Consider the following 26515-nt stretch of genomic DNA (forward strand, 5'->3'; position numbering starts at 1 on the left):
TCATTATTCGAGTAAGTCGCCCATGGCAGGCAACCACCAATCTTTGCTGCTAAAATGATAATGGCCCTGAATGACGTGGCTGGCAACCGTGGGAAGGCGCAAAAGCCGGTTATCGGGCAATGCGGCGCGTTTAAAAAAGTGTTTCTGCGCAAGGTCCAGCTTGACTAGTTTTTCTTGCGGCACAAAAGGGAGTGCCTGCAAAAGCCTGTACATTCCGAGCAGCTTTTCCCCTTTTTCCTTCAATGGGATCAATTTCTTGGTGCGGTCGCGTTTCAGCCGGTCTTTGAGCTGAACTTTGTCCACTTTATTTCCGAAACCAACCTGCTGGCTGGCGTGAATGCGGTAATAAATGAGTGTTTCGGGAATAAAATCAATTTTGCCTTCGAGGCTGAGCACTATGGCCATCCAGGCGTCGTGAATGAGGTCAGGAACATTGGTTGGAAATGGCATCAACCGCGCCAGACACGATTGTCTGATCGCTAAGGTTGCCCCCGTCACAATAAACCCTGTGAAAAGGATCTCATGCGCTTTGCCCTCTTTCCACTTGTTCTGTTTTTTTGAATCAAATTCAATTTCCTCCCAGATTGTGCTGCCGACTGGCTTTGAATCGTCGTCCATTTTCATGGCGTCACAGAAAACGGCATCTTTATCGGGATGTGCATTCAGATAATCCGCCTGTTTCTGAACGTGGTCGGGGCGCCATTTGTCGTCCTGATCACAAAGGAAAATAATGTCACCCGTGCATAGGGAAAGGCATTTCTCGAAATTTTTAGTCGAGCCGAGATTCGTTTCGTTGATATGAATGTGAACCGGAAAAGCACTTCCTGCGGCAAATGATTGGATAATTTCAATGGTATTATCTTTCGACCGGTCATCACAAACAACCAACTCATCAACCGGCAGTGTCTGATCAGCAATGCTCTTCAACTGCTCGGACAAATATTTTGCCCCGTTGTAAGTACACAAAGCCACTGAAATCATAAAAAATCTGCAAAAGAATTTAAAAAACGCTGCAAGTTAGCAGTCAATTTACACTATCCACAACTGCGACCTCAGTTTTGAACGGTTTCTGTGTCCTGGAATTCATTTAAATCAGGAATCTTCACCACATTATTGTCAATGGCCCATTGCAGCGCCTCGGAGGAAGGCTTCGCTTCGTTGAAATGAATGAGGCGCGTTTCGGGATCGCTCTGCCAGGCAAGCACCCTTTGTGCCAGATCCTTATTCATTTCTTTCAACGCTTTCCGGTTATTGACATAAACGACGCCCCAAAGCAGCACACCCGCCCAGGCCAAAATCCGTAAGTGCCGGATGCGCAGTATTTTAAGATCAAGAAAAATAAGCATCAGGATTACCGGAATCGTCGCCGTGAAAAACATATAGCGCGGCGCCACACCACCAAAGGCCTGGTACTCGAACCTTGAAACAGATATCACGAAGCCAGTGAATATGGGCATGGAAAGCATGCAGTATAGCAGCGGATTCTGACGCGGATAACCTTTAAAAAACAGCCATATCCAGACCAAAAGCACGGTCGTTCCCAGGATCATGCAAAAATTAATGTTGATGTCGGAATAATTGGCTGGGTTAACATAAGCGAAACTGCCCAGGAAAGTCAGCAGCAGGCTTTTCATCCAGTTGAAGTTGAAAGGAACGTCGCGCCCGACAACCACTTGCGTACCCAGGACGAATGTAATCCAGAGCAAAACAGCAGAAAAGCCCGTCCAGGCAATCAGTTGTGGCCATTTTTTTTGAACCAACAGCATAAATGCACCCAGTAGCAAGCCAAGAAACCCGTTCCCAAAAGAAAAAACCGCAATAATGACGAACAGGACCGCCAGGAAAAAATGCTTGCTGTTAATGGTTTGTGATTTATTCAGGAAAAAAAGGCTCAGGAAACAGAAAAGAAACACCGCGTAATGCTGGCTTCCGGCCCAATAGTAAAATGAAACTTGCCAGAACCCGAGACTGAACAAAAATACCGAGGCTAAAAGGATGCTTTCAGCATGTAGCAGCCTGTTATTGTCCATAATTACCAACATTAAGATGAAGAAACAAAGGAGCATCAGATTTTGAAAAAACACGAGATTAGCAAAATCGACCTGGTGAAAAATGCTGAAATATGCTGCGGCAGCGAGCCTTGTTATGATGATCCGGTGTTCATTGTGTCTGCCAAACAGGATTTCAACTTTTCCTTTGGCAGTATAATCGTCAAAAAAGATGCGTTTGATAAATCCGATGGTCGTGTCGTAGTCGTCGAAAGACGGCATGTTGAGCGTGTTGGAGAAAAGCGTCACACAGAAGACCAAAAAGATAGCAATGCTTAAACCGATAGAAAGATATTTAGGCATATCTGATATTTTTGTCAAAAGCGAAGGAATGTTGAGTTGTATAAAGTTAACCGCGTATTCCTGGATTGTAAATTTAAGTATGTTAAATCTACTTTATGGCATTACCCGATCAACTTAAAAAAGCGATTATCCAAATGCCGGCCAAAGAAAAGGATAAGCTGCTGCTAAGGCTGATCACGAAAGATAAAACGCTTTCAGACCGGCTCCACTTTGAGCTGATCGAAGACAGCGCCACTATTCCCGAGCGGCGGGAGGAGATTATCGGCCGCATTACCAGGACTTCGAAATCCAACCAAAATACGCCTGGCTGGGTGTTAATGGATATGCGCAACCTGAGCGGCGATATTTCTTATCATGTGAAGGTTACTAAGGATAAAATCGGCAGCATTGAGCTTAATCTGTTCCTGATGAACACTTTCATGGAGCAATATGCGGATATATTGAAAACCTATTCTTCCCGTGCAGACACTTGCGCGCTGTATCTGGCCAAAAAAGCGCAGGTGATTTTGAATGCATATAATAAGCTCGACGAAGATTATCGCGTGGACTACATGAAGGACACCAACCGCATGCTAGCCTCACTCTACACGCTATGTTCCAAAATGTATGCGCGCCAGATGGAAATCCCGAAAGAACTGGAACATTAAACGGCCTCAATCCCATATCGTCCCAAATGAAAAAAACAGCACTATTGCTCATCGACGCACAGTTTGATTTTTGTAATCCAAAAGGTGCACTATTTGTGCCCGGTGCCGAGCAGGACGTGGAAAGGATTGCGAAACTGATCGCATTGGAAGGCGAAAAGATCGACGCCATTTTCGCGACGCTGGATACGCATAAAGTCCTGGACATTGCGCATCCGCTGTTTTGGGAAGATGCGAATGGAAACACGGTGGCGCCTTTCACCCGGATTACGGCTGCCAATGTGAAAGCCGGAAAGTGGACGCCGCGCTACGAAAGCGATTATGTGATTCAATATCTGGAAACGCTGGAAGCCGAAGGCGAATTCATGCATTTCATCTGGCCGGAACATTGCCTGATCGGCTCCAAAGGCGCTGCACTGGATGATACCATCATGGACGCATTGCTCGCCTGGACACACCGGACAGGCCGGGATTATAAGGCGGTTATCAAAGGAACAAACCCCTTAACCGAGCATTTTGGCGTCTTTCGTGCACAGGTCCCGGTTGCTAATGCGCCCGAAACAGAACTGGATCAGGCATTTTTGAACGAGCTTGCTACGTTTGATGAAATTCTCATAGCGGGCGAAGCGCGTTCACATTGTGTGGCGACGAGCATCAATCAAATTTTAAAGTATTCCCCTGAATTGGCCCCGAAGGTGACCATTCTGACGGATTGCATGTCCAATGTGACCAATTTCGAAGATGTCGCCGACCCTATTTATGAAGAAGCGGCGCAAAAGGGAATGACTTTTTTGAAGGCAAACGCAGTCCAGCTGTAACAGGGCCGCATTGGAAGATTCCGCCCTGAAATGCCAAACTAAATAAATGTACTTTTGGTTAATATAAAGATCGGTGTGTGACCAAACATGCGCCGGCTATCCCATTGATTTCTCCTATGATGCAATTACCTGTGCCGCGGATTGAAGCTGCCCAATTCGATGATCTGGATCCGAGACAATACATTCTGATCAAAGGCGCCCGAGTTAATAATCTTAAAAATCTTGATGTTGCCATTCCACGGAACAAGCTTGTGGTGATCACGGGACTTTCCGGTTCGGGCAAGTCTTCGCTAGCTTTTGATACATTGTTTGCCGAAGGGCAGCGCATGTATGTCGAAAGTCTGAGCAGTTATGCTCGGCAGTTTCTGGGCCGGATGGAGAAGCCGGAAGTGGAGTATATCAAAGGCATTTCGCCTGCCATTGCCATTGAGCAAAAGGTGAACACACGGAATCCACGCTCTACGGTGGGGACTTCGACGGAGATTTATGATTATCTCAAATTGCTTTTTGCGCGCATAGGGCACACTTATTCACCGATTTCAGGCGAACTGGTGCGGAAAGATACGGTTACGGACGTGGTCAATTTCATGCTTGGCCATGAGGAGGGAACGCGCGTCATGATCCTGGCACCATTGCACATTCGCGAGGGACGCACGCAGGAAGAGGAGTTAACAATTTTATTATCAAAAGGTTATAATAGAATTTATCTCAATGATGAGGTCGTTTCTATTGAAGACATTCTCGAAAACCCTGACAATTATCCGCAGGCCGGAAACCAGGTTTTTATCTTAATAGACCGTGCCGGCATAAAGCACGACGATGAAGACACGCAATATCGGCTTTCAGATTCTGTTCAAACTGCTTTTTTCGAAGGAGAAGGAATTTGCATTGTGCAGGTGCTGAATGGCGAGCGCCGGGTTTTTTCGGATAAGTTTGAGCTGGACGGCATGTCGTTTGAAGAGCCTACGGTCAATCTTTTTAGTTTCAATAACCCTTACGGCGCCTGCAAAAGGTGTGAGGGTTTTGGTAAAATATTAGGCATTGATCCTGATCTGGTCATTCCTGATAAGGGCTTATCTATATATGAAGGGGCGATTGCTCCCTGGCGGACCGAAAAAATGGGGGAATGGCTTACACCGCTCGTCCGCAATGCCGCTAAGTTTGATTTTCCCATTCACAGACCTTACAAAGACCTTTCTAACGAGCAAAAAGACCTGCTTTGGACTGGTAACCAATATTTTCAGGGACTAAATGATTTCGTCGCTGAGCTGGAAACGCAGACCTATAAAATTCAATATCGGGTTATGCTTTCGCGTTTCCGCGGACGCACAACCTGCCCGGATTGTCGCGGATCGCGTTTGCGGAAAGACGCTTCGTTCGTAAAACTGGGCGGTGCTTCTATCACAGATCTGGTTTTAATGCCGATCAAAGATGTTTCAGCATTCTTCAAAAACCTGGAAATCAGCGAACACGACCGGCAAATCGCAAGGCGGGTTTTGACCGAAATTGAGACGCGTCTGGATTATATGATCCGCGTAGGCTTGGGTTATCTAACATTAAACCGACTTACGAGCACATTATCCGGTGGTGAATTTCAGCGGATTAAGCTGGCGACTTCACTCGGAAGCGCATTGGTGGGCTCGATGTACATTCTGGATGAGCCGAGCATTGGCTTGCATCCGAGAGACACGCAACGTTTGGTTGGCGTACTCGAATCTTTGCGCGATCTTGGCAATACAGTGATCGTTGTGGAGCATGAGGAAGAGGTTATGCACGCCGCCGATCAGATCATTGACATTGGTCCGGAAGCCGGAACAGGCGGCGGACACGTTGTTTTTCAGGGCAATTGGGAAGATATTTCTGAGTTGAAAAACAATGGTTATACCGAAAACAGCGAAGACGGCATTCAATCCCACACATTGGATTTTCTGCTGGAAAATGACTCCATTCCGGTTCCGAAGATCAGACGTCAGTCGCTGCACCATTTGCAAATCAAAGGCGCACGGGAAAATAACCTGAAAGAACTCGATGTTACCATTCCACTGAACACGTTAACGGTCGTTACGGGCGTCAGCGGTTCGGGAAAATCAACATTGATCCGAAAAATCCTTTATCCTGCGCTAATGCGTATGAAGGGGGAATTTAGTGAGGAAGTTGGGAAGTTCGACGAGCTCACGGGCAGCATTGACCGCATTGAAGCCGTGGAAATGATTGACCAGAATCCGATTGGAAAATCATCCCGTTCTAACCCCGTTACATACATTAAAGCTTACGATTACATCCGCCAGATGATGGCCGATCTGCCATTGTCGAAAGCACGCAGCTATAAACCTTCCCATTTCTCTTTTAATGTGGATGGCGGGCGCTGTGAAATTTGCCAGGGCGAAGGCCAGGTGAAGATTGAAATGCAGTTTATGGCCGACATTTACCTTAAATGTGAAGGCTGTAATGGCAAAAGATTTAAGCAGGAAATCCAGGAAGTGCGTTACCATGATAAAGATGTAGCCGAAATCCTGGATATGACCGTGGATGAAGCCATTGAGTTTTTCAAACCCACTGAACCAAAGTTGGTTGAAAAGCTAATGCCTTTGCAAGAAGTAGGGTTGGGTTATGTAGGGTTAGGACAATCTTCGAACACATTATCGGGTGGGGAAGCGCAGCGTGTGAAGCTGGCGTCGTTCCTGGGAAAAGGCTCTTCCAACAAAGGAAAAACCCTTTTTATCTTTGACGAACCCACAACCGGTCTGCATTTTCATGACATTAAGAAGCTTCTGAAAGCCATTAATGCATTGGTAGACCAGGGTGATAGTGTAATCATTATTGAGCATAATATGGAAGTGATCAAAAGCGCCGACTGGATCCTTGATCTTGGTCCTGAAGGCGGCGATGGCGGTGGTTACCTTACATTTGCCGGAACGCCGGAGGAAATGGCCAAGATCGACGACAATTACACTGCCACATTCCTGAAAGACAAAATCTGATCAAATAGCCTGATTACAGCGAAGAATCGTAGATTATGCAGTAAAGACAATAGGGAAAAGCCTTATTGAACCGAAACCAAATGCGATTCTTATGAAGTTATATAAAACAGAAAACGGCATCCTGCTGGAAAGGGACGATCTTTTTTATCGTTTGCATGAAACCGACTGGGACGTTGCTGTGAACCGCGACGATCTGTACGATTGGCTTGAAATACAAATTGAAAGCCTAATTCCGATGACTTTCACAGATGATCTTCCTATGCCCGAAATCCTGGCGCCCATTGGTTCTCAGGAAGTTTGGGCTTCGGGCGTAACCTATTTCAGAAGCCGCACGGCCCGCATGGAAGAATCCGAAAAAGCAGGCGGCGGAAGTTTCTACGATCGCGTTTACGAAGCCGAAAGACCCGAGCTTTTCTTCAAATCGACCGCCTGGCGGGTTGTAGGCAACCACGGAACCGTCCGCATCCGCCGAGATTCCACCTGGGATGTGCCCGAACCGGAACTCACATTATTTGCTTCCTCATCCGGAACATTGGTAGGTTACACCATTGGCAATGATATGAGTTCCAGGAGCATTGAAGGTGAAAATCCGTTGTATTTGCCTCAGGCTAAGTCCTATACGGGAAGTGCGGCCATTGGTCCGTGCCTGTATGTGCCGGAATTTCCGCTTGGCGAGAACACGGTGATCGACATTGCCATTGTCCGCTCAGGCGAAGAAGTTTTCAGCGGCGAAGTGACATTATCCCAGATGAAACGCAAGCCCGACGAACTGCTTCGTTACCTTTTCCTCGAAATGGCTTTCCCGCACGGCGCTTACCTGATGACCGGCACCGGCATCATTCCCCCATCCGATTTTACACTACAACAAGGCGATATCATTCACATTTCCATTGAGCCCATCGGCACATTGACGAATGTGGTCGGCTGAAAAACGAAAAAAGCTGCAACTATTAAGGTTGCAGCTTTTTAATTCATGGTGAATATGGGATCGGATCAGCTTGGCAATCCGATGAATGCGTAAATCGCGCAGCGAACGAATGAGATCAGTTTTGTAACAATTGAATCGTCAGCATCGCTATTTTCTTCACTTGAAAAGAATGAAGAAGGACCCGCTTCCAAAATTCTTTCGTTCAATGTCATAGGCTCCGAATTGCTTGTAAGCTGAGCAGTGATTGCTGTAACGCGCTTCACACTTGCGTGGTGCTTCACGACATTTGTTGGTTTTGCTTTTTTCGCAACAATGCGTTCGCTGGGTTGCACGCACTCTTTCCCTGCCTGTAATTTTTTGTGGGCTACAAACATGTTGTGCGAGTAGCCGGTTGCGCCAGCTTGCAAGCTGAACAGAACTAAGAGTGTTACTATTTTAAGTGTTTTCATGGCTATGTTTGGTCGTTCAGAAGAAAAATCAGGATGCGATTTCGATGTAACTAATTGACTGTACAAATATATATGTTTTCCTAGGTATCTTGCAATACATAGTACCTTGTTTTTAACACTTTTTAGCAAATATTTTTTGCAGACTAAAAATGTTGAACGGCAGATCCTTCGTATTAACAGATGTAAAGGTAATTCAAAAGGTTGCAGCGGCTGACCAAAAAAAGACGAAACGCGTATTTTACCGGCTGAAATGTAGTAGTTACCCGATAAAACAAAAACGCCGGACTCGAAGGCCCGGCGTTTTGCATATAACATTGATTATCTTACTTCTCCCTGAAAAAGATCGTAATAGGAACCCCTGAAAAATCAAAGTTCTCGCGCATCCTGTTTTCCAGGTAACGCAGGTAAGGCTCCTTCACGTGCTTCGGATTACTGCTGAAAAACACGAACGTCGGCGACGGCGTAGGCAGCTGGATCATATATTTAATGTTGATATACTTTCCTCTGTCTGCCGGCGGCGGATATTTCTCAATTTCAGCCTGCATCACTTCATTCAGCTTCGAAGTCGTGATTTTCTTGGTTTTGTTTTTATAAACTTCCATTGCCTTCTCCATCACTTGGTGAATGCGCTGTTTTTCAACCACAGAAGCGAAAATGATCGGCATGTAGTTCATTGGAGCAAGTCTTTCCAGAAGCGCTTTTTTGAATGTATCAGCCGTTTTGGAATCCTTTTCAACCAAGTCCCACTTGTTGACCATGATCACAATGCCCTTCTTCGCCTTATCAGCCTGGCCGATAATGTTCATGTCCTGACCTTCAAGGCCCAATGTCGCATCCAAAAGAATAATACAAACATCGGATTCCTCCATCGCCTTCACCGAACGCAATGTGGAATAATACTCAATGTCTTCGTTAACGCGTGATTTGCGGCGAAGTCCGGCAGTATCCGTTAAGATAAACTCCATACCGAATGCATTGTAATGCGTGTGAATGGCGTCGCGGGTTGTGCCTGCGATGTCCGTCACAATGCTTCTGTCTGTGCCTGTAAGCACATTCAGGAAAGAAGATTTACCCACATTCGGCCTACCCATGATCGCAATACGCGGGATTCCAGCCTCGGGATCTTCAATGCCCGGTGTTTCAAAATGTGTGATCACCTGATCCAGCAATTCACCCGTTCCAAAACCGGTTTGTGCAGAAATAGCAAATATCTGATCGCCAAGTCCTAACTCGTAAAATTCAGCAGCAGACTGGTAACGTTCCTGCGTTTCGGCTTTGTTAGCAACCAGATAAACCGGCTTATTAACCCGTCTGAGCACATTTGCAAAATCTTTGTCCAGATCCGTAAGGCCCGTCATTGTATCCACCATGAACAAAACAACCGTGGATTCTTCCAATGCAAGCTCAACCTGCTCACGGATTGCTCCTTCAAAAATATCTTCTGAACCAACGACATAGCCGCCGGTGTCGATTACCGTAAAATATTGATCGGTCCATTCACCGTAACCATAATGGCGGTCACGGGTAACGCCACTCTGGTTGTCCATAATTGCCTTACGACTTTCCGTAAGACGGTTAAATAATGTGGATTTGCCCACATTCGGACGCCCAACAATTGAAATAATATTTGCCATTTTGTATTAATTAATGTGGTCCAAACGGTTCGCAATCAACCGCCCTTCTTTCTTTTATTATAAATTATTCGTCGTAGCCAAACTGTCGCAGCTTGTTTTCCTTACTTCTCCAATCCGGCTCAACCCGCACATGTTGTTCCAAAAACACCTTTTTACCAAAAAACGCTTCCATATCAATCCTGGCCTGCGTCCCGATCTTTTTGAGCATTTCTCCTTTTTCTCCAATAATGATCCCTTTCTGGCTCTTGCGTTCCACAAGGATTTCCGCGCGGATGACGATCATGTCGTCCCGTTCTTTGAATTCTGTAATTAAAACTTCGGAGCTGTATGGAATTTCCTGGCGATAATTCAGAAAGATCTTCTCGCGGATCATTTCAGAAGCAAAGAAACGCTCGGGTTTATCCGTAAGTTCATCCTCGCCAAAATACGGCGGATGGAATGGTAATCTGGTGATTACGGCATCAAAAAGCGTCGCAATGTTCGCCTGGTGCAAGGCCGAAATCGGCACGATCGCATCCGGTTCAATCGCCGCCTGCCATTCCGCCATTTTCGCGTCAACGTGCTCCTGATCCGATAAATCTATTTTATTCAAAACCAGCAGCACCGGGGCATCGGCGCGTTTCAGCAAAGGCAAAACCTCATGATCCGCCACCTTCTCTCCTATTTCCGCCACGAACAAAACCACGTCCGCATCCTCCAATGAGCCTTTTACAAACGTCATCATCGAATCGTGCAGCTTATAAGCCGGCTTGATCACACCCGGTGTATCCGAGTAAACCAGCTGAAACGGGATATCTTCATGCTTCCCATTCAGAATCCCCATAATGCGGTGACGCGTCGTCTGGGCCTTCGATGTTATGATTGACATCCTTTCGCCCACCAGGACATTCATGAGGGTGGATTTACCAACATTTGGTTTACCAATAATGCTGACGAAACCGGCGCGGTGGTTGCGAAAAGGAACTGTTATTTCTGTCTTTTCTTCCATGTGTTACTTAAAAATCACACAAAAGTACGGTTTTCCGCCCATGAAATTGCTATAAAAGGTTGTGAAGGAGGGTAATTACAAAAAAACTTCAATTATTTATCGGTCAAAAGTTGCGTCATATCGAGTATAGTCGTATGTTTGCACTCCAATTCAACAACACCGCGGGATGGAGCAGTTGGTAGCTCGTTGGGCTCATAACCCAAAGGTCGCTGGTTCGAGTCCAGCTCCCGCTACAAGAAAAAGGTCGCAAACGAAAGTTCGCGGCCTTTTTGCGTTTTTGGGGTAGTTCGCTGGCCTGGCCATAACCCAAAGATCGCTGGGTCGAACGCGATTCCCGTCCTAATCCTAAGGCGCTGAAATTAAGGCCCATCAGCACCTAATCTCTCCACTCATTATTACTTACACGTTCGCGTCCGAAAATCTTGGCCTTTAACTCGAAAACCTGCCTTTATACAGATACGTTCCTCATTATCCAGCCGAACTGGTAACCTTTAAATAAACCATCTCTGCCGATTAGTCAAGCAAATTTTTGTGTTCATAACGATCAGCATAATTGTCGACAGAAACAAATCTAAAATTTATAAACAACCATGAAACGATTGCTAATATTCTGTCTCTCCATCTTTGCCATTATCAGCTGTAAAAATGACGATGTTGATTCTGATCTTACAGCAAAATATGTCGGTATCTGGGAAGCACCTTTGGCTACGGCTAACACTGACCATATCTGGACAATTGAGAAAACAGGGAACAATCAGATTAAGATCTCCATTCTTGAGCATACAGAGTTTAATGTTGAGGGTTATGAATCTGAAACCAATAAAACCTATACCGTCGATAAAGTTGGAATTTCCAATGATAAAGATCCAACATTTCATTTCGACAAAGCCATTGATGACTTAGCTTACGGAATAGATGTGTCGCTTTCAATATCACAAGGCAAATTATTTGCCAATTGTAAAACCACCCAGAAAGGTACGGGTCAAACGCATGGGAGCCCTAATCTTGAATTCACAAAGAAGTAACCAGGCTAAAAGACTTCATACAATGCAGATAATGTCCATATCATTTTTTTCTAGTGGAGATGGCTAAAATTCTGACACAATTGGGTTTATGAAACATAGGAAGACAATAACCGCCTTGATTTTAATTCCCCCGAATTCGAGGGAATTAAAATCAAGGCGGTTAAGTAAAATCAATGTTCAGTTCGAAAATTACTTGGCTAAAAATGCCACCTGGCAATCAAACGAGACAAGCTTGAAAAATTTTCAATAAAAACCTTCTCCACGAAATAAGCAGAAACCAACAACTACTGCCTTTTATCAATAATCGACGATAAAAGATGATTTCGTTGGTTTTTTTTCATTTTCGTAACCCATTCTGTGACATTCGATGAGGTTCGTTACTAGTAGCATTCAGCAGGAGGAAAAGGAGGTTTTGTTGTGGCATGAAATGCTGGCTGGGAATGTTGCGGCTTTTGAAATGCTGATTGATGTTACCTATGATCTTTTGTTTCAATATGGAAATAAATTCTGCCGGGATAGGGAGCTGATTAAGGATTGCATTCAGGATGTGTTTCTGGAAATTTGGGAGAAAAAGGGAAGTCTTAATCCTGAAATTCCGCCCAAAGCCTATCTACTGGCTTCATTAAGGCGGCGGCTGCACCGGATGGTTCAGAAAAACCGGATGCTATTTCTTGACCATTTGCTGCCGGACGAAGGTTTCGACATTGGTTTTTATGCAGAACATTCATTTATAGAGTCCGAGCACGACCAGCAGCTTGCTTCCCAAATCACGCATATGCTCAACGGATTGCCCAAAAGGCAAAAAGAGGCGGTTTACCTGAAATTTTTTGAAGATATGGACCGGGATGAGATCGCGGCAATTATGGAAATCCACCCGCAGTCGGTGTCTAACCTGCTGCAAACTGCCTTTAAATTCCTCAAAACACAATGGCGGTCCGTTGTATCGCTGTTTCTTCTTCTTCGGTTTATTGTTTAATCGAACCCAAGCTTTCGCATTCCCAATAAATTTTTAAAAAAAGATAAAAAAATACAGTATCAGATCTTGTGTGTTGTCTAATGCTATTTAAATGACAACATTTTGACATGGATCAATACCATAATTTTACTTTGGAGGATTTTCTTTGGGACCCGGCTTTTCGGAACTGGGTGCTGAAACCGACCAGAGAAGATGAGGAAAACTGGCAAAACTGGTTGGCAGCCCATCCCGACAAAACGGAAATGGTCCGCAGCGCCCGCGATCTGGTGCTGGCGATTGCACCAACTTCGGCTCCCCTGTCAAATTTTGAAAAGGAAAATGCGGTTCGCCAGATCATTGGCAACATGAAAAGCGAAGACGAATTTGTCGAAACTTCCCGGAGAATTCGCCTTTTCCAGCCCTTAATGAGCATTGCCGCCCTACTGATTGTCGTAGCCGGACTGAGTTACACTTTCTGGACTTACAGCCACAATCAGCAAATCAATTACGACGAACTCGTTTCCACCGCCGCGGCCCCGCTCATTGAAAAGACAAATCAGACCCAAAAGCCTTTGCTAATCTCACTTGCGGACGGCAGCAGCCTGCAACTCGATCCGGGCAGCAAGGTGAGTTATCCCGCAGATTTTAAAACAGGAAAAAGAGAGGTTTATCTCTCCGGAGAAGCGTTTTTTGACATTGCTAAAGATCCATCCCGGCCGTTCTTTGTGTATGCTAATGAGGTGATTACCAAAGTTTTGGGCACGAGCTTTACTGTGCGGTCCTATGCAAACGAGAAGGAAGTTTCGGTGGCAGTGAAAACCGGGCGCGTGGCGGTTTTTACGCGGAAAGATCCGGAAATCAATGAAAAAAAGGATTCCAGGGAACTGACGGGCGTGGTGATCGAGCCTAATCAGCAGATTGTCGTGGTACGTGAATCGGTAAAAATCACTAAAAGCCTCATTCCCAGCCCGGAATTGGTGGATAGCAATGTTAGCCCCCATAATTTTGAATTTGACGAAACACCCGTTTCCAATGTCTTCGCGGAATTGCAGAAGGCCTATGGCATTGAAATCATTTTTGACAAAAACGTCATGAACGGCTGCCCCATTACGGCGCGGCTTACGGAAATGACATTATACGAAAAATTAGACCTTGTATGTAAGGCAGTTGGCGCGCGTTACGAGCTCATCGACGGCCGCATTATTATTGAAGGAGAAGGTTGTAAGGATCATTAAAAAATGACCGGTAATGGTGGAACATTACCGGCTGTGTAAGTAACCCCCGAAGTTTTGCTGACTGTCATCCTTGGAAAGATGCGGGGGAAAGTTTTTGCCAATAATCAATTAACAAAACTGTTCAAAACTATGAAAATACCAGTACAGTTCAATCGTAAACTGTTGTTTCTTATGCGGATAAGTTTGGTTCAGCTCGTGATTTCACTGTGGTTCATCGGAACGGCCACGGCTGTGGACGTGCGCGCCCAGGAGTTGCTGACCAAGAAAATCAGTTTGCAAGCGCAGGAGCAGGATGTAAAAAAAGTGCTCAGCCTCATCGAAAAGCAGGCTGGCGTTCGGTTTATTTTCAGCTCAAAAGTGATTCAGTCGAGCAGGAAAGTGACGGTTCAGCAATCAAATCAGGAGCTTTCCAAAGTGCTGAATGATTTCCTGGTTCCGCTGGGACTTACTTATGAAGTTTCGGGAAAGAACATTGTGATCCGACCTTCGGAAGCGGCAAAACCGGCGACGGATAACGCCGAAGCCTCGCTGAAAACGGAATTTTCAAAACCTGCCGAGATCACCATTAAGGGAAAGATCACCGATTCGGAAACGAAGGAGCCTTTGCCGGGTGTAAACATTCTGATCAAAGGCACGCAATCGGGCACGTCCACGGACGCTACGGGAAGTTATACATTGTCTGTGCCGGATGCGAATACGGTCCTCGTGCTAAGTTTTGTGGGTTACGAGCCGCAGGAAGTGAAAGTCGGCAGCCGCACGGAGATTGACATTATGCTGAAAACCGATCAAAAATCGCTGGAAGAAGTGCTTGTGGTGGGTTATGGAACGGTGAAGAAAAGTGACGTTACTGGTTCTGTTTCTTCTGTAAAATCCCAGGAATTGACGGCATATCCCGCATTAGGAACGGTTCAGGCATTGCAGGGACGTGCGGCCGGGGTTCAGATCCAGTCAAATAATGGTGAGCCGGGGTCCAATTTCAAAGTGCGGATCAGGGGCGGGACTTCTATCAATGCGAGCAGCGATCCTATCTATGTGGTCGACGGTTTTGTAGGCGGCGCTATTCCGCCTCCGGAAGACATTGAATCGATTGAAATATTGAAAGATGCTTCTGCCACAGCTATTTACGGTTCGAGGGGAGCGAATGGGGTGATTATGGTTACGACTAAAAAAGGTCAGTCGGGTAAGCCAAAAATTGAGTTTAACACTTCATTTTCTACGCAAAAAGAAATCAACAGGCTGGACCTGCTCAATGCGAGCCAGTTTCTGGATTACGTAAAAGAAGTGCGGCCGAATGTGATTGACCAGGGTGCGGACACGGATTGGCAGGATGAAGTTTTCCGTCGCGGCGGCATTCAGAATCACCAGCTTTCGGTGGCGGGCGGAAGCGAGGCTGTGAAATATTATGTATCTGGGGCTTATTATGATCAGAAAGGCGTCATCCTTAATTCGGATTACAACCGGTTCTCGATCACGAGTAACATTGACATTCAGGCTGCCAAGCGTTTGAAACTGGGACTTAACCTGTTTGCACAACGCGTTTCACGTAATCAGTCGCGTACGCAGGAAGGTTCGAGCGGACTTACGCCGGGAGTAACTTCCTCTGCATTTAAATTTGAACCCGATCAGCCGATCATGGGTGCTAACGGCCGTTTTACGGTGGCGCGCCTAAACGACCCGATCGATAACCCTTACGCAATCGCCACGCAATTGCAGAACGAATCACTTAGTGACCGCGTGCAGGGCAACCTTTATGCAGAATACAGCTTTTGGGATGATTTGAAATTCCGCATCACATTAGGCGCGACCACAAACAGTGGCAGAACGGGCGAATTCACGCCTACAACATTGAACGACGGTCGTAATGTAGGCGGGTCGGCATCTGTTATCGGCACAAAAAGCACATTGCTGCTGAACGAAAACTATTTGACCTACACCAAAAAAATCGGCACGAACCATGACCTTTCGGCCATGCTCGGCTATTCCTATCAAACGTCTTCGAGCGAAAGATGGGGCGGAACGGGCCAGTCATTCATTACGGATGCCGTTTCTTACTGGAACCTGGGCGGCGCTTCGGTGTGGCAGAGTCCGGTTTCCAGCCTTACCGAATGGCAGCTGGCTTCCTATTATGCGCGGTTGACTTATGGTTTGCTGGATCGTTATCTTTTCACGGCCAACATTCGTCAGGACGGTTCTTCGAATTTTAGTAAAAATCATAAATGGGCGACATTCCCTTCGGGTGCATTTGCCTGGAAGATTTCCAGCGAGCCATTTATGCAAAATGTGACGGCGATCAGTCAGTGGAAATGGCGTGTGAGTTATGGATTGACTGGTAATCAGGCCATTGAGCCTTATCAAACCATGTCGCGGTTCTCGAACGTTTACACCATTATCAATGGCGTGCCGGTCAATGCCGTGCGCCCGACAACCGTTGCTAACGACGACCTGACCTGGGAAACCACACACCAGTTCGACATCGGAACCGATTTTAGCATGCTGAATAACCGCCTGAACATTACCGCAGATTACTATCGTCGCGTGACCAAGGATCTGCTTTTCAGTGTTCAACTGCCGCAGTATTCTGGTTACAGCAACCAGTTGCAGAACATTGGATCGGTGGAAAACAAAGGATTTGAACTTACTGTGAACACGCGAAATCTGGTGGGCGAGTTCAAGTGGAACACGGACATTAACTTCTCGCTGAACCGCAACAAAGTTTTGTCCTTACCAAACGGAACGGACATTCTGTATGCGTCAGGACCGGGGCATTTGGTGGGATTAGGTCAAACACAAATCCTGCGTGAAGGCCAGCCGGTGGGCGCTTTTTATGGATGGATTTATGACGGCGTGTATCAGGAAGGCGACAGCTTTGTTCCGGGTGGTGGTTTTGAAACGGCTGCGGGTGGTGAAAAATTCAGGGATATTGATGGCAAAAAAGATGGTCAGCTGACCGGCCAGCCTGATGGCACGCTGAACAGCGACGACCGCACGATCATTGGTAACCCGCATCCGAAATATACGTGGGGATTAAGCAACGATTTCAGCTGGAAAGGCATCGATCTTAACATATTTTTCCAGGCATCGCAGGGCAATGATATGCTCAATTATACGCTCATGGAGCTAAATCTTTTGTCAGGAATTAACAATGCAACCACAGAAGCATTGAACCGCTGGACGCCAACCAATACCGATACGAATGTTCCAAAAGCCATGGCAGGTCGCACTAGACGTGTGTCAACGCGCTGGGTTGAAGATGGAAGTTTTGTCCGTTTGAAAAACATAGCATTAGGCTACAACATTCCAAAATCGGTGACGGATAAGCTGCATATCAGCAAGTTGCGCATTTATGCCAGTGCACAAAATATCCTGACTTTCACGAAATACAAAGGTTTTGATCCGGAGGTGAACTACTCGTCGGATGGAAATACGGATAGTAACCGTAACCTGGGACTGGATTATGGCAGTTATCCGAATGCCAAGTCTTACACCATTGGCTTGAATGTTGGTTTTTAATTCCTGACTCTTAATTCGACTTAAAATGAAGCATTTAAAAAATAAATTATTCCTTTTTATCCTTACCGCAAGCTTCTCGCTGGGCTGCGCCGACCTGGACGAAAAACCGGTGGGGCTGCTCGCCCCTGAATCCTTGTTCCGCACTGCTAAGGACGTAGAAACGGCGGTTTTTGGTGCCTATGGCTGGATTGCGACAGAGCGGCTTTACGGGCGGCAATTTGTTTCCGCCTTGATGTTGCGCAGTGATATGGTCGACATTGGCGACCGTGGAACGCCTGCTGAGCGGCAGCAGGTGAATGATTTCAATATGGATGATAACAACAACATGGTCAACCAGTTCTGGCCATATTGGTATCAGACAATCAGTGCTGCTAATGCTGCCATTTCGGGTGGAGAGCAGCTTGGATTGCCTGAGGCGGAAATTAATCCGTTGATCGCGGAAGCGCGTTTTGTGCGTGCATTCGCGTATTTCAATCTGGTGCAGGTTTTCGGCGACGTGCCTTACATTGATTATTTTATCAGCAATCCCGAAGCCGTTAAGGAAATTTCCAGAACACCCGCCGCGACGGTTTACGGAAGCATTATTGCCGATCTTGAATTTGCCAAACAATGGTTACCCGAAAAACAGCCTTCAGAAGTAAGAAGTCGCGCTTCAAAAGGAACGGCAGCTTCGTATCTGGCGTCGGTGCATCTGACCTTGGCGGATTATGCCAAAGCTTATGCAGAGGCGAAATATGTGATCGACAACAAAGACAAGTTTGGTTATGCATTAGAAGCGGATTTTCAGACATTGTTCGTCGCACCGCAAGCGCCTAACATGAAGGAGCACATTTTCGACATCGATTTCCTGGGTTTAAAAAGCGGTGAAGGCGGCGCAAATGACGACATTATGCCGCCCATGACAGGAATCCGTGGCGGTGACGCCCCACGCAGCGGATGGAGCGTGCTCGTTCCTTCGATGAATGTGTTCAACACCTGGGATAACCGCGATTACCGCAAAGAAGTAAGCTTCGACGATTCGCTGCTCATTGGCGGCAAGTTCGTCCCTTACACCGAATTCCCAAATACAAAAAGGCCACACATTGCCAAATACGCCCGTTTCGCCGGAACATCCAATTCCGAAGGCCGCTATTCCGACCACAACTACGCCGCCATGCGCTACGCCGAAATTCTGCTAATCGCCGCCGAAGCGTCCGTAGAAGTAAACGGCCCTAACGCAGAAGCGCTGACCTACATCAACGAAATTCGCGCAAGAGCCAGAAACTGGGCCGGCAAACAAACCGCCTTCCCAGCTAATGTCACAACAGGTCTATCCAAAGCCGCCCTCATCGACCTCATCATGGAAGAAAGACGCATCGAGCTGGCATTTGAATACAAGCGCTGGTTCGACATTAAGCGCCGGAAATTGGGTGAAACGGTATTTTTGGGGCCAAAATCATTGGAACCGCATACGAGCTTCAACCCAGCAAGGGATTATCTGATGCCTATTCCGAGGGTTGAGTTGCAGGTGAACCCCAACTTAGGGCCGCAAAACCCAGGTTATTAATTAAATCCCAGAGGGATATAATATCGGTAGCAGGAGAATTGTTTAATACATTAAAATCCCGGAGGGATGCAACGACCTGCACATCGTTACATCCCTCCGGGATTTTTTTAATGTATTCATTCACCGCATTGCTACCAATATTACATCCCTCCGGGATTTGGCCTGTTTTTGATATTATTTGTCCTAAACTCCCGCAAAAACAACGTATACAGTCTGGGGAAATAGGTGCACGAGGGGTAACTTGTGATACTTATTCAAGCCTGGAACAGGGTTTTTTTAGCTTTGTATTGAAACTTGATGAACACAAAATGGAAGAGACCCCTCGTAAAGGAAATATATTCAGATATATCGCTTATGCCCTCATCGCTGCTGCTGTGGTGGGTTTTGGAATATACTTTTTAACCCCTAAAAAACTGACGGTTTCGGAAGGAAAGAACATAGTTTTGTTTATTGATAATCAAATCATTGACATTGACCGGAACATGAAAAGCGACATGTCGAAGGCAGACATTGCGACCCGGCTTTCATGGCATAAATCGAACACTTCGCTTTATAACGAGGTGAAAGGCAGTAAGGACAAGGTCATTAAGCCCAAGGTGGATACATTGGAAGCGAAGATCATTCAGATTCAGACCAAGGAATTTCCGTCAATGCGAAAGGCTTATTCCGATTCCAAAAAAGAAGTGCTCGGAACCCAGCAGATTACAATTGCCACCTCCGGCCCGAAGAACGATACATTGATTTTCAATGGTGCATTGTTTGGCTCGGAAAAAAGCAAGGACGCATTTTTAGATAACATTAAGCCTATTATCCAGGACCTTCGCTTCAAAAAGGTTGTTTACAAATGGTCGGATAAAGATTCATCAGATTATAAGGTCCGGGCGAAACAGGACGCGGAAATCTAAGGTTACTCCACGGGTGGGTTTTCTTTTTCGGGCGTGTTTGGGAAAAGATATTTGGTTACAACCAGGAAGAATGTGGTAATGTTGACGGTCGCTGTCGTGATCAAGGCAATAAGGACGGCATCCGAAAGTTGAAACTTGAAACTAATGTATTTAACGCCGGTGCGCAGGATGGGGTCAAGGAAATTATAGCAATACACTTCACCAAGGCCATTCAACCACACAAGCATAATCACCATTACTAGCCACACGGAGACCATCCAGAAAATATATTCGGCGTACTTTTTCCGCTCCCGGATATTCTGGGACAAGCCTTCCAGACTTACCTGTTGAAGCAGCGTAAGGAAGGTTTTTTCACTGATATCTTGTTCTGTTGATTCCGGCGATGCAGCGGTTACCCAGTTGCGTAACGTATTTCTGTCGACCGACAGCTTTGACTCAGACAGCCGGGATTGGGGATTTGATTTGCTGCTCAAAATAATTTCTAATCAGGTTATCGTCAATTACACCATTCTCTCCAACCTTCTTATAAGTAACATCCCAAGGCGAGTTCGTCGCGTGGGACCAGTTTGATAACGTGATGGCATCAACGTCTTTTGTAATTTCCCAGGTGTTGTTAATCGCTTCAATGGCCGAAGGCGACAGTTCGGAAAAATTGGCCAGTGGCTGCGAGTTAACAGTAATCGAAGTTTTCTCTATTATAGGCGAATTGCCCCATTTTTTGTAAAGCTGATAGATCGTCGGCACAACCGGCCCGAATTTCCACGCCAGAAATTTCTCCCGGATCAGCGGATCTCCATTATTCAATGCCAAATGCAGCCCATGCGCGAAAAAGACCATTTTCTGCAACTTCATCTGCGTCACAGGATTATTTTCCTTTACGCCAAGGTTTACAAATTGCCCGGCTATTAAAACAGACGAATACATAGTGAATGTGAGGTTATTAAAATCATATTGAATATACGCAATGTACACAGTATCAGCACAAGTAAACGTACAAAACCAGAAAAAAAGTTTATTTAAATCCGGCATCGGACATCCCTAAGTCATTATTTGGATCTAAACGACAAGGAAAAGTGCCTTTTTCTTAACCATTAATTTTAGTTTTTGATGAAATGTTTACTAATATAATTTTTTTATCTTACCTTTGCAAGCCCAAATTAGGGGTAGACAGAGATTTATAGCGCAATAATTTGATAATGAGATGAAACGTACCTTTCAACCATCGAATCGCAAGAGGAGAAACAAACACGGTTTCCGTGAAAGAATGTCCACTGCAAATGGGCGTAAAGTAGTAGCTGGCCGCCGCAAGAAAGGCCGTTGGAAACTGACAGTATCAGACGAAAAACGTCATAAGCAATAATTCAGGTTCGAGAACTTGAAAAATACATTTGGTAAAAATGAACGCTTATGTAGCCCCCGGGTAATCGGACGGCTGTTTCAAAGAGGTAGCACGGAAGTCAACACGTTCTACCTTTTTCCTTTTAGGGTGCTTTATATTATTGAAAAAGAGGCGCCTACCCCCCTTCCGCAGGTTTTATTTTCTGTTTCCAAAAAGTCTTTCAAACGAGCGGTCGACCGGAATCTCATCCGTCGCCGCTGCCGTGAAGCTTACCGCCTGAACAAGGCGTCGCTCCTCGCATTATCCACGGAATCAAGACCTTCCTACATTGCTTTTTTGTATCTTGCAAAAGAAATAACATCTTACGACGTTATTGAAACGGCCATGAAGCAATCGCTCAAAAGACTCGAAAAGTTGCCCCGGCCCGTTCAAAAAAATCAAAATTCCTGAACATACATGAAAAAGTATTTTCGCTCCTTCTGGCTGGCCATTCCGGTGGTGGCAGGGATTGCCTTTTTTTCGTTTAAAAAAGACGACCGCTTATTCGAAATCGCGCGCAACCTGGACATTTACGCCACATTGTTCAAGGAATTGAATGCTTATTATGTGGACGAGATCAATCCCAATCAGCTTATTAAGACCAGCATAGACAATATGCTCCGCTCGCTGGACCCTTACACGGTGTATTACGCCGAGGACGACATTGAGGATTACATGACGATGACCACCGGAAAATACAACGGCATCGGCGCGATCATTAGTTCGGCGGAAGGCAAGCATACGGTGATGATGGTTTATGAAGATACACCCGCACAAAAAGCCGGTTTGCAACTCGGTGATGAAATTGTAAAAATCAACGGCGTGGACCTTTCAACGCGTGAAGATTTTGACACAGGAAAATTGCTGAAAGGACAAACTCAATCCAACGTAACCCTCACATTGAAGCGTTACGGCACCACCAAGCCGCTCGAAGTTTCCCTGAACCGCGACATTGTAAAAGTGACCAATGTGCCTTATTACGGCATGATCAGCGAAGATGTGGGTTACATTGATCTGAAAGATTTCACCGCAACGGCTTCCCGCGAAGTGCGCAATGCATTTCAGGAATTGAAAGGAAAAGGAATGAAATCCGTCGTGCTGGATTTGCGCGATAATCCGGGTGGCTTGCTGAATATGGCGATTGAAATCTCAAATATTTTCATTGCCAAAGGCGAAGAGATCGTTTCCACAAAAGGAAAAGTAAGCGAATGGAACAAAACTTACACCGCTTATAACCCTGCACTAGACACCGAAATACCTGTCATAGTGCTCACTAACAACCGCAGCGCTTCGGCCGCTGAGATCGTTTCCGGTGTGATCCAGGATTACGACCGCGGCGTTTTGATCGGGCAGCGGACTTATGGAAAAGGCTTGGTGCAGACCACGCGTGATCTTTCTTTCAATACCAAAATGAAGATCACAACCGCCAAATATTACATCCCCAGCGGCCGGTGCATTCAAGCGATCGATTACAGCCACAGAAATGACGATGGGAGCGTTGGTAAAATCGCAGATTCGCTCATGACCGAGTTCAAAACCAAAAACGGCCGTTCTGTTTTCGACGGCGGCGGCATTTTGCCAGACATTTTAACTGAAAAAGAAACTTACTCGCCACTGGCCACTTCCCTGGGCCGCAATCGTCTTTTCTTCGATTACGCAGTAAAATTCCACTTCGAGCACCCGACTATTAAACCAGCCAAAGAATTCAGTCTTTCCGACGCGGATTACGCTGCATTTACCAAATGGCTCGGTGATAAAGAATACGATTACACCACGCAGGTTGAGCGTGATCTGAATGATCTTGAAGCTTCTGCGAAGAAAGAAAAATCTTTAGAAGTAATTGAAGATCAGCTTAAAGCATTGAAATCAAAGCTGTCACACAGCAAGGATAATGATTTGCAAATCTTTAAACCAGAGATCAAAAAGATCCTGGAAGAAGAAATTATCAAGCATTATTATCTTGAAAAAGGTTTGAGAGAAGCCTCGTTTAAAGAAGATCCGGAAGTGAAAGCGGCGTTGGCCTTGTTTAAAGAGCCGGCTCGTTATAATGATCTTTTGAAAAAGAAGTAACTTACCCTACCTGTCACCCTGAGCGGAGCCGAAGGGGCGCTACTACCTAGGTGTAACGCCCCCTTCGGCTCCGCTCAGGGTGACAGAGGCTTGAAGTGATAGAGGCTGAGGGCGACAGGGCCTCGGCACGCTCGGGCGATAGGACTAGTGACGTCCTACTCCTCTTTGTTTTAATAAATCATATGCTCCTACTTAGTATCGACACCTCCATCCGCGGCTGCTCCGTGGCAGTTCACGAGAATTCAGTTTTACTTGCCAGCGCCGACCTGCATACAGATCGTTCATCCTCTTCCATGCTCACCACGCTCATGGAAAGTGCCGTGACTCATGCAGGTTTTACATTAAATGATCTTGACGCTATTGCTGTTGCCAAAGGCCCCGGCTCCTATACAGGGCTACGCGTCGGCGTTTCGTCTGTGAAAGGGCTTTGTTATGCCTTGGATAAGCCAATGATTGCCATTAACACATTGGAAGCGATGGCTTTGCAGTTGAGTGCATTTTATCCTGAACATCTGCTTTGTCCGATGATCGATGCGCGGCGGATGGAGGTTTATGCGGCTGTTTTTGACTCGACGAACAATTTCGTACAAGAAACGCAGGCCATTATCATGGATGAAAATTCATTTCAGGAGCTGCTTGCTGATCATAAGGTTGTGTTTTTTGGCGATGGTGCGGCTAAATGTGAAGCGTTGCTGGGAGATCATCCTAATGCTGTTTTCCCTAAGAGAGAAATTCGACCTTCTGCGGTAACAATCGGTGAATTGGCGGTAAAGGCTTTTGAGAATGCGCAGTTTGAAGATGTGGCTGCCTTTGAGCCGTATTATTTGAAGGATTTTATGTCTCCACCTTCGAAAAAAACCAGCTTGCAAGCTTAGTGAAAATCGATTTCTGTTTGATCTGATAAACAAACTGCGCTTTTTTCGTGTTAGCCATTTAAGCAAAGTAACATGAAGATGGAAACTGAAGAAATTGTAAACCGGGTTGCGGTTAGTGGCATTGTTTCACTGGATTTGGAAGAATTGTATTATCCCGGCGAGCGTGTTTTATACGATATCAAAGACAATTTGTGGCAGGGAATGATCCTGAAAGAAAAGGATTTCCGCGAATTCCTGAAGGCGCATGACTGGACCCAATATCAGGGTAAGAATGTGGCGATCATTTGTTCGGAAGACGCCATTGTGCCTACCTGGGCTTATATGTTGCTGGCTGTGCAAATGGAGCCTTATGCGAATGCGGTTATTTTTGGCGATCTGAATGCTTTGGAAGACAAATTGTTTGCTGACGCCATCCGTAAGCTTGATATTAGCGAATTTGAAGGCAAAAGGGTTGTTGTGAAAGGATGCAGCAAGGTTAATGTTCCGATTTCGGCTTACGTTGAAATCAGCCGGTTGCTCAAACCAATCGTTCAAAGCCTGATGTTCGGTGAGCCTTGCAGCACGGTTCCTCTTTATAAAAAGCCTAAATCTTCCATTTCTTCCTCCATTGCCTGATCGCAATCAGCCTTCAATAACTTGAAAGTCATGCGATGATAAGGGCATGGGCCGTGCAGGCCGATGGCTTTCCGGTGGTGAATGGTCGGGTAACCTACATTCGTTTCCCAGCCGTAATGCGGGAACTGGCCCGAAAGTCTGGACATGAGCTCGTCCCTGTAATTCTTTGCCAAGACCGAAGCGGCTGCAATGGAAAAGTAATGTGAGTCGCCTTTAATAATGCAGGTGTGCGGAATCATTGGGTAAGGCGTGAAACGGTTGCCGTCCACGAGCAGATGTTCGGGTTTTGTGTGCATCTTATCCACTGCCCGGTGCATAGCCAAAAAGCTGGCTTTCAATATATTAATCTTGTCAATTTCCAAATTATCAACCTCCGCGACGGCCCAGCAAATGGCTTCGCGGATGATGTCTTTTTCGAGTTCGAGGCGCTGAATTTTGGTCAGTTGCTTGGAATCGGTGAGATAGGAATGTGTAAAATCTCTTGGTAAAATTACCGCTGCGGCCACAACAGGTCCAGCCAGACAACCTCTGCCCACCTCGTCCAGCCCAGCCTCAATCGCGTCAAAATTGTAATATGCTTTCAGCATTAATCTTCAAGAATATTTGCCATGAATGTACTTTTTGTTCCAATTGCAATTAGCAGGAACAACACTGCCCAATATAAATAGATCCGGTAAAAATCGGTTACGTCGCGGGAAACGACGTCGCGGGATTTCACTTTTTCGAGCTGATCAATTTGCTTGAAAACCCCCGTGAGCGCACTGTTATCGGACGCACGAAAATATTTCCCGTTTCCCAAACCTGCAATGTTTTTCAGCTCCGTTTCATCTACTAACGCATTCGACACGGCTGCACTGTCGGTGCGTGTCGATTTTTTTTGCTTACCCACCGAAATAGTATAAACCTTCACCCCGAATGCATGCGCCAGCTGCGCCGATGTTGCCGGCCCCAAATTCCCGGACGTGTTATCGCCATCGCTGATCAGAATTGCCACTTTGCTTTCGCCCGGCGTTTCCCGCATGCGATTCACCGCCACCGCAAGCGCACTCCCGATCGCCGTTCCGGCAGTGGGCACCATGGCCGGATTTATTTCATCCAAAAAACCATAAAGCAATTCATAATCAGTTGTTAAGGGGCAAAGCGAAACAGCTTCTCCGGCAAAAACGATCAGTCCTATGCGGTCCTGCAAACGGCCTTTGATAAACTCCCTCGCAACGAGTTTGGCGGCTTCAAGGCGGTTGGGGCTCAGATCTTTTTCCATCATGGAGTCCGAAATATCTAGCAAAAGCATAATGTCGATGCCTTCCGAGTACTGATCCGTTCTTTCGGAAATCACCTGCGGGCGCGCCAGCGCGACCAAAATCAGTGCAATCCCCAGCCCGACCGAAACCGGCTGCACAAACCGCAGCAATGTTTGCCAGTCCCGCGTGCCCCTTACCGGGCTGTAAGTAATCACCAAACGCTGCTTGTGCTTCCTATGCAGCGCATTGCGAAGCCAGAAAAGGATCGGAACGAAGGGCAGCAGATATAAAAAATACGGATACACCCATTCGTAAGACCGAAAGACCTCATAACCAAACCATTTTAATGAAAACCATTTTTCCATAA

General features: G+C 46.1%; 24 protein-coding genes and 1 tRNA gene. 16 read left to right on the plus strand and 9 right to left on the minus strand.

The genetic code is table 11. The features are described 5' to 3' along the window. Positions 1–3: 3 nt before the first annotated feature. Entirely contained in the window at positions 4–981 is a 978-nt protein-coding gene (locus G395_RS0108130) for a glycosyltransferase family 2 protein (RefSeq protein WP_026629599.1), read from the minus strand. A 71-nt stretch (positions 982–1052) separates the two neighbouring features. Then, the gene (locus G395_RS0108135) at positions 1053–2351 is read right to left on the minus strand and encodes a hypothetical protein (protein ID WP_026629600.1); all 1299 of its coding nucleotides are present in this window, start codon (positions 2349–2351) and stop codon (positions 1053–1055) included. 95 nt (positions 2352–2446) lie between these two features. Here G395_RS0108135 and G395_RS0108140 point away from each other — a divergent pair, with 95 nt between their 5' ends. From G395_RS0108140 to G395_RS0108155, 4 genes are all read left to right on the plus strand, one after another. Then, positions 2447–2998 carry a hypothetical protein gene (locus G395_RS0108140; protein ID WP_026629601.1) on the plus strand — a complete coding sequence of 184 codons (552 nt, stop codon included), beginning with the start codon at positions 2447–2449 and terminating at the stop codon, positions 2996–2998. Positions 2999–3024: 26 nt separating this feature from the next. Then, entirely contained in the window at positions 3025–3813 is a 789-nt protein-coding gene (locus G395_RS0108145; protein WP_026629602.1) for a cysteine hydrolase family protein, read from the plus strand. A gap of 116 nt (positions 3814–3929) precedes the next feature. Then, positions 3930–6794: an excinuclease ABC subunit UvrA gene (gene uvrA, locus G395_RS0108150; RefSeq protein WP_035360642.1), complete on the plus strand. Its 2865-nt coding sequence runs from the start codon at positions 3930–3932 to the stop codon at positions 6792–6794. A 91-nt stretch (positions 6795–6885) separates the two neighbouring features. After that, entirely contained in the window at positions 6886–7722 is an 837-nt protein-coding gene (locus G395_RS0108155) for a fumarylacetoacetate hydrolase family protein (RefSeq protein WP_026629604.1), read from the plus strand. 65 nt (positions 7723–7787) lie between these two features. Here G395_RS0108155 and G395_RS0108160 read toward each other — a convergent pair whose 3' ends face one another. The 3 genes from G395_RS0108160 to era all read right to left on the minus strand — a co-directional run bounded on the left by G395_RS0108160 (position 7788) and on the right by era (position 10793). Continuing rightward, positions 7788–8171 carry a hypothetical protein gene (locus G395_RS0108160; protein ID WP_026629605.1) on the minus strand — a complete coding sequence of 128 codons (384 nt, stop codon included), beginning with the start codon at positions 8169–8171 and terminating at the stop codon, positions 7788–7790. Between the two features lie 323 nt (positions 8172–8494). Continuing rightward, positions 8495–9805 (minus strand): ribosome biogenesis GTPase Der, encoded by a 1311-nt coding sequence (der, locus tag G395_RS0108165; protein WP_026629606.1) that lies wholly within the window; start codon positions 9803–9805, stop codon positions 8495–8497. 64 nt (positions 9806–9869) lie between these two features. Beyond that, positions 9870–10793, minus strand: a complete 924-nt coding sequence (gene era / locus G395_RS0108170; RefSeq protein ID WP_026629607.1) for a GTPase Era — start codon at positions 10791–10793, stop codon at positions 9870–9872. A gap of 160 nt (positions 10794–10953) precedes the next feature. On the opposite strand from era, the gene G395_RS0108175 reads away from it, so the two are divergent. From G395_RS0108175 to G395_RS0108205, 7 genes are all read left to right on the plus strand, one after another. Further along, a tRNA-Met gene (locus G395_RS0108175) sits at positions 10954–11026 on the plus strand. Between the two features lie 357 nt (positions 11027–11383). Continuing rightward, on the plus strand, positions 11384–11818 hold the full coding sequence (locus G395_RS0108180) for a hypothetical protein (RefSeq protein ID WP_026629608.1): 435 nt from the start codon (positions 11384–11386) through the stop codon (positions 11816–11818). Positions 11819–12185: 367 nt separating this feature from the next. Continuing rightward, positions 12186–12794 carry an RNA polymerase sigma factor gene (locus G395_RS0108185; RefSeq protein ID WP_051350059.1) on the plus strand — a complete coding sequence of 203 codons (609 nt, stop codon included), beginning with the start codon at positions 12186–12188 and terminating at the stop codon, positions 12792–12794. 107 nt (positions 12795–12901) lie between these two features. Beyond that, positions 12902–14008: a FecR family protein gene (locus G395_RS0108190; RefSeq protein ID WP_026629610.1), complete on the plus strand. Its 1107-nt coding sequence runs from the start codon at positions 12902–12904 to the stop codon at positions 14006–14008. A gap of 171 nt (positions 14009–14179) precedes the next feature. Further along, the gene (locus G395_RS0108195) at positions 14180–17518 is read left to right on the plus strand and encodes a TonB-dependent receptor (protein ID WP_026629611.1); all 3339 of its coding nucleotides are present in this window, start codon (positions 14180–14182) and stop codon (positions 17516–17518) included. Between the two features lie 25 nt (positions 17519–17543). Next, on the plus strand, positions 17544–19064 hold the full coding sequence (locus G395_RS0108200) for a RagB/SusD family nutrient uptake outer membrane protein (RefSeq protein WP_026629612.1): 1521 nt from the start codon (positions 17544–17546) through the stop codon (positions 19062–19064). Between the two features lie 308 nt (positions 19065–19372). Continuing rightward, positions 19373–19969 (plus strand): hypothetical protein, encoded by a 597-nt coding sequence (locus tag G395_RS0108205; protein ID WP_035360645.1) that lies wholly within the window; start codon positions 19373–19375, stop codon positions 19967–19969. A gap of 2 nt (positions 19970–19971) precedes the next feature. On the opposite strand, the gene G395_RS0108210 is transcribed toward G395_RS0108205, so the two are convergent. Together G395_RS0108210 and G395_RS31020 are read right to left on the minus strand one after the other, a co-directional pair. Beyond that, positions 19972–20442, minus strand: coding sequence for a hypothetical protein (locus G395_RS0108210; protein ID WP_026629614.1), 471 nt, complete (start codon positions 20440–20442; stop codon positions 19972–19974). Next, positions 20405–20893, minus strand: a complete 489-nt coding sequence (locus tag G395_RS31020) for a Panacea domain-containing protein (RefSeq protein WP_051350060.1) — start codon at positions 20891–20893, stop codon at positions 20405–20407. Before G395_RS31020 ends, G395_RS0108210 begins: the two co-directional genes overlap by 38 nt. Positions 20894–21170: 277 nt before the next feature. Between G395_RS31020 and rpmH the strand changes: the two genes are divergently transcribed. From rpmH to G395_RS0108235, 5 genes are all read left to right on the plus strand, one after another. Beyond that, a complete protein-coding gene (gene rpmH, locus G395_RS31620; RefSeq protein WP_015813300.1) occupies positions 21171–21329 on the plus strand; it encodes a 50S ribosomal protein L34 in 159 nt (52 codons plus the stop codon). 15 nt (positions 21330–21344) lie between these two features. After that, the gene (gene rnpA / locus G395_RS28910) at positions 21345–21758 is read left to right on the plus strand and encodes a ribonuclease P protein component (protein ID WP_035360648.1); all 414 of its coding nucleotides are present in this window, start codon (positions 21345–21347) and stop codon (positions 21756–21758) included. Between the two features lie 6 nt (positions 21759–21764). Further along, entirely contained in the window at positions 21765–23417 is a 1653-nt protein-coding gene (locus tag G395_RS0108225) for a S41 family peptidase (RefSeq protein WP_026629615.1), read from the plus strand. 182 nt (positions 23418–23599) lie between these two features. Further along, positions 23600–24292, plus strand: coding sequence for a tRNA (adenosine(37)-N6)-threonylcarbamoyltransferase complex dimerization subunit type 1 TsaB (gene tsaB / locus G395_RS0108230; RefSeq protein WP_026629616.1), 693 nt, complete (start codon positions 23600–23602; stop codon positions 24290–24292). A gap of 78 nt (positions 24293–24370) precedes the next feature. Further along, positions 24371–24907, plus strand: a complete 537-nt coding sequence (locus G395_RS0108235; protein ID WP_026629617.1) for a DUF2480 family protein — start codon at positions 24371–24373, stop codon at positions 24905–24907. Here the strand turns inward: G395_RS0108235 and rnhB are convergent. Together rnhB and G395_RS0108245 are read right to left on the minus strand one after the other, a co-directional pair. After that, positions 24865–25494, minus strand: a complete 630-nt coding sequence (rnhB, locus tag G395_RS0108240; RefSeq protein ID WP_026629618.1) for a ribonuclease HII — start codon at positions 25492–25494, stop codon at positions 24865–24867. The two genes, G395_RS0108235 and rnhB, sit on opposite strands and share 43 nt — an antisense overlap. Next, positions 25494–26513, minus strand: a complete 1020-nt coding sequence (locus tag G395_RS0108245) for a VWA domain-containing protein (protein ID WP_026629619.1) — start codon at positions 26511–26513, stop codon at positions 25494–25496. The genes rnhB and G395_RS0108245 overlap by 1 nt, the downstream gene beginning before the upstream one ends. Between the last annotated feature and the right edge of the window lie 2 nt (positions 26514–26515).

Origin of the sequence: Dyadobacter alkalitolerans DSM 23607, assembly GCF_000428845.1 — a bacterium.
GTDB classification, from domain to species: domain Bacteria; phylum Bacteroidota; class Bacteroidia; order Cytophagales; family Spirosomataceae; genus Dyadobacter; species Dyadobacter alkalitolerans.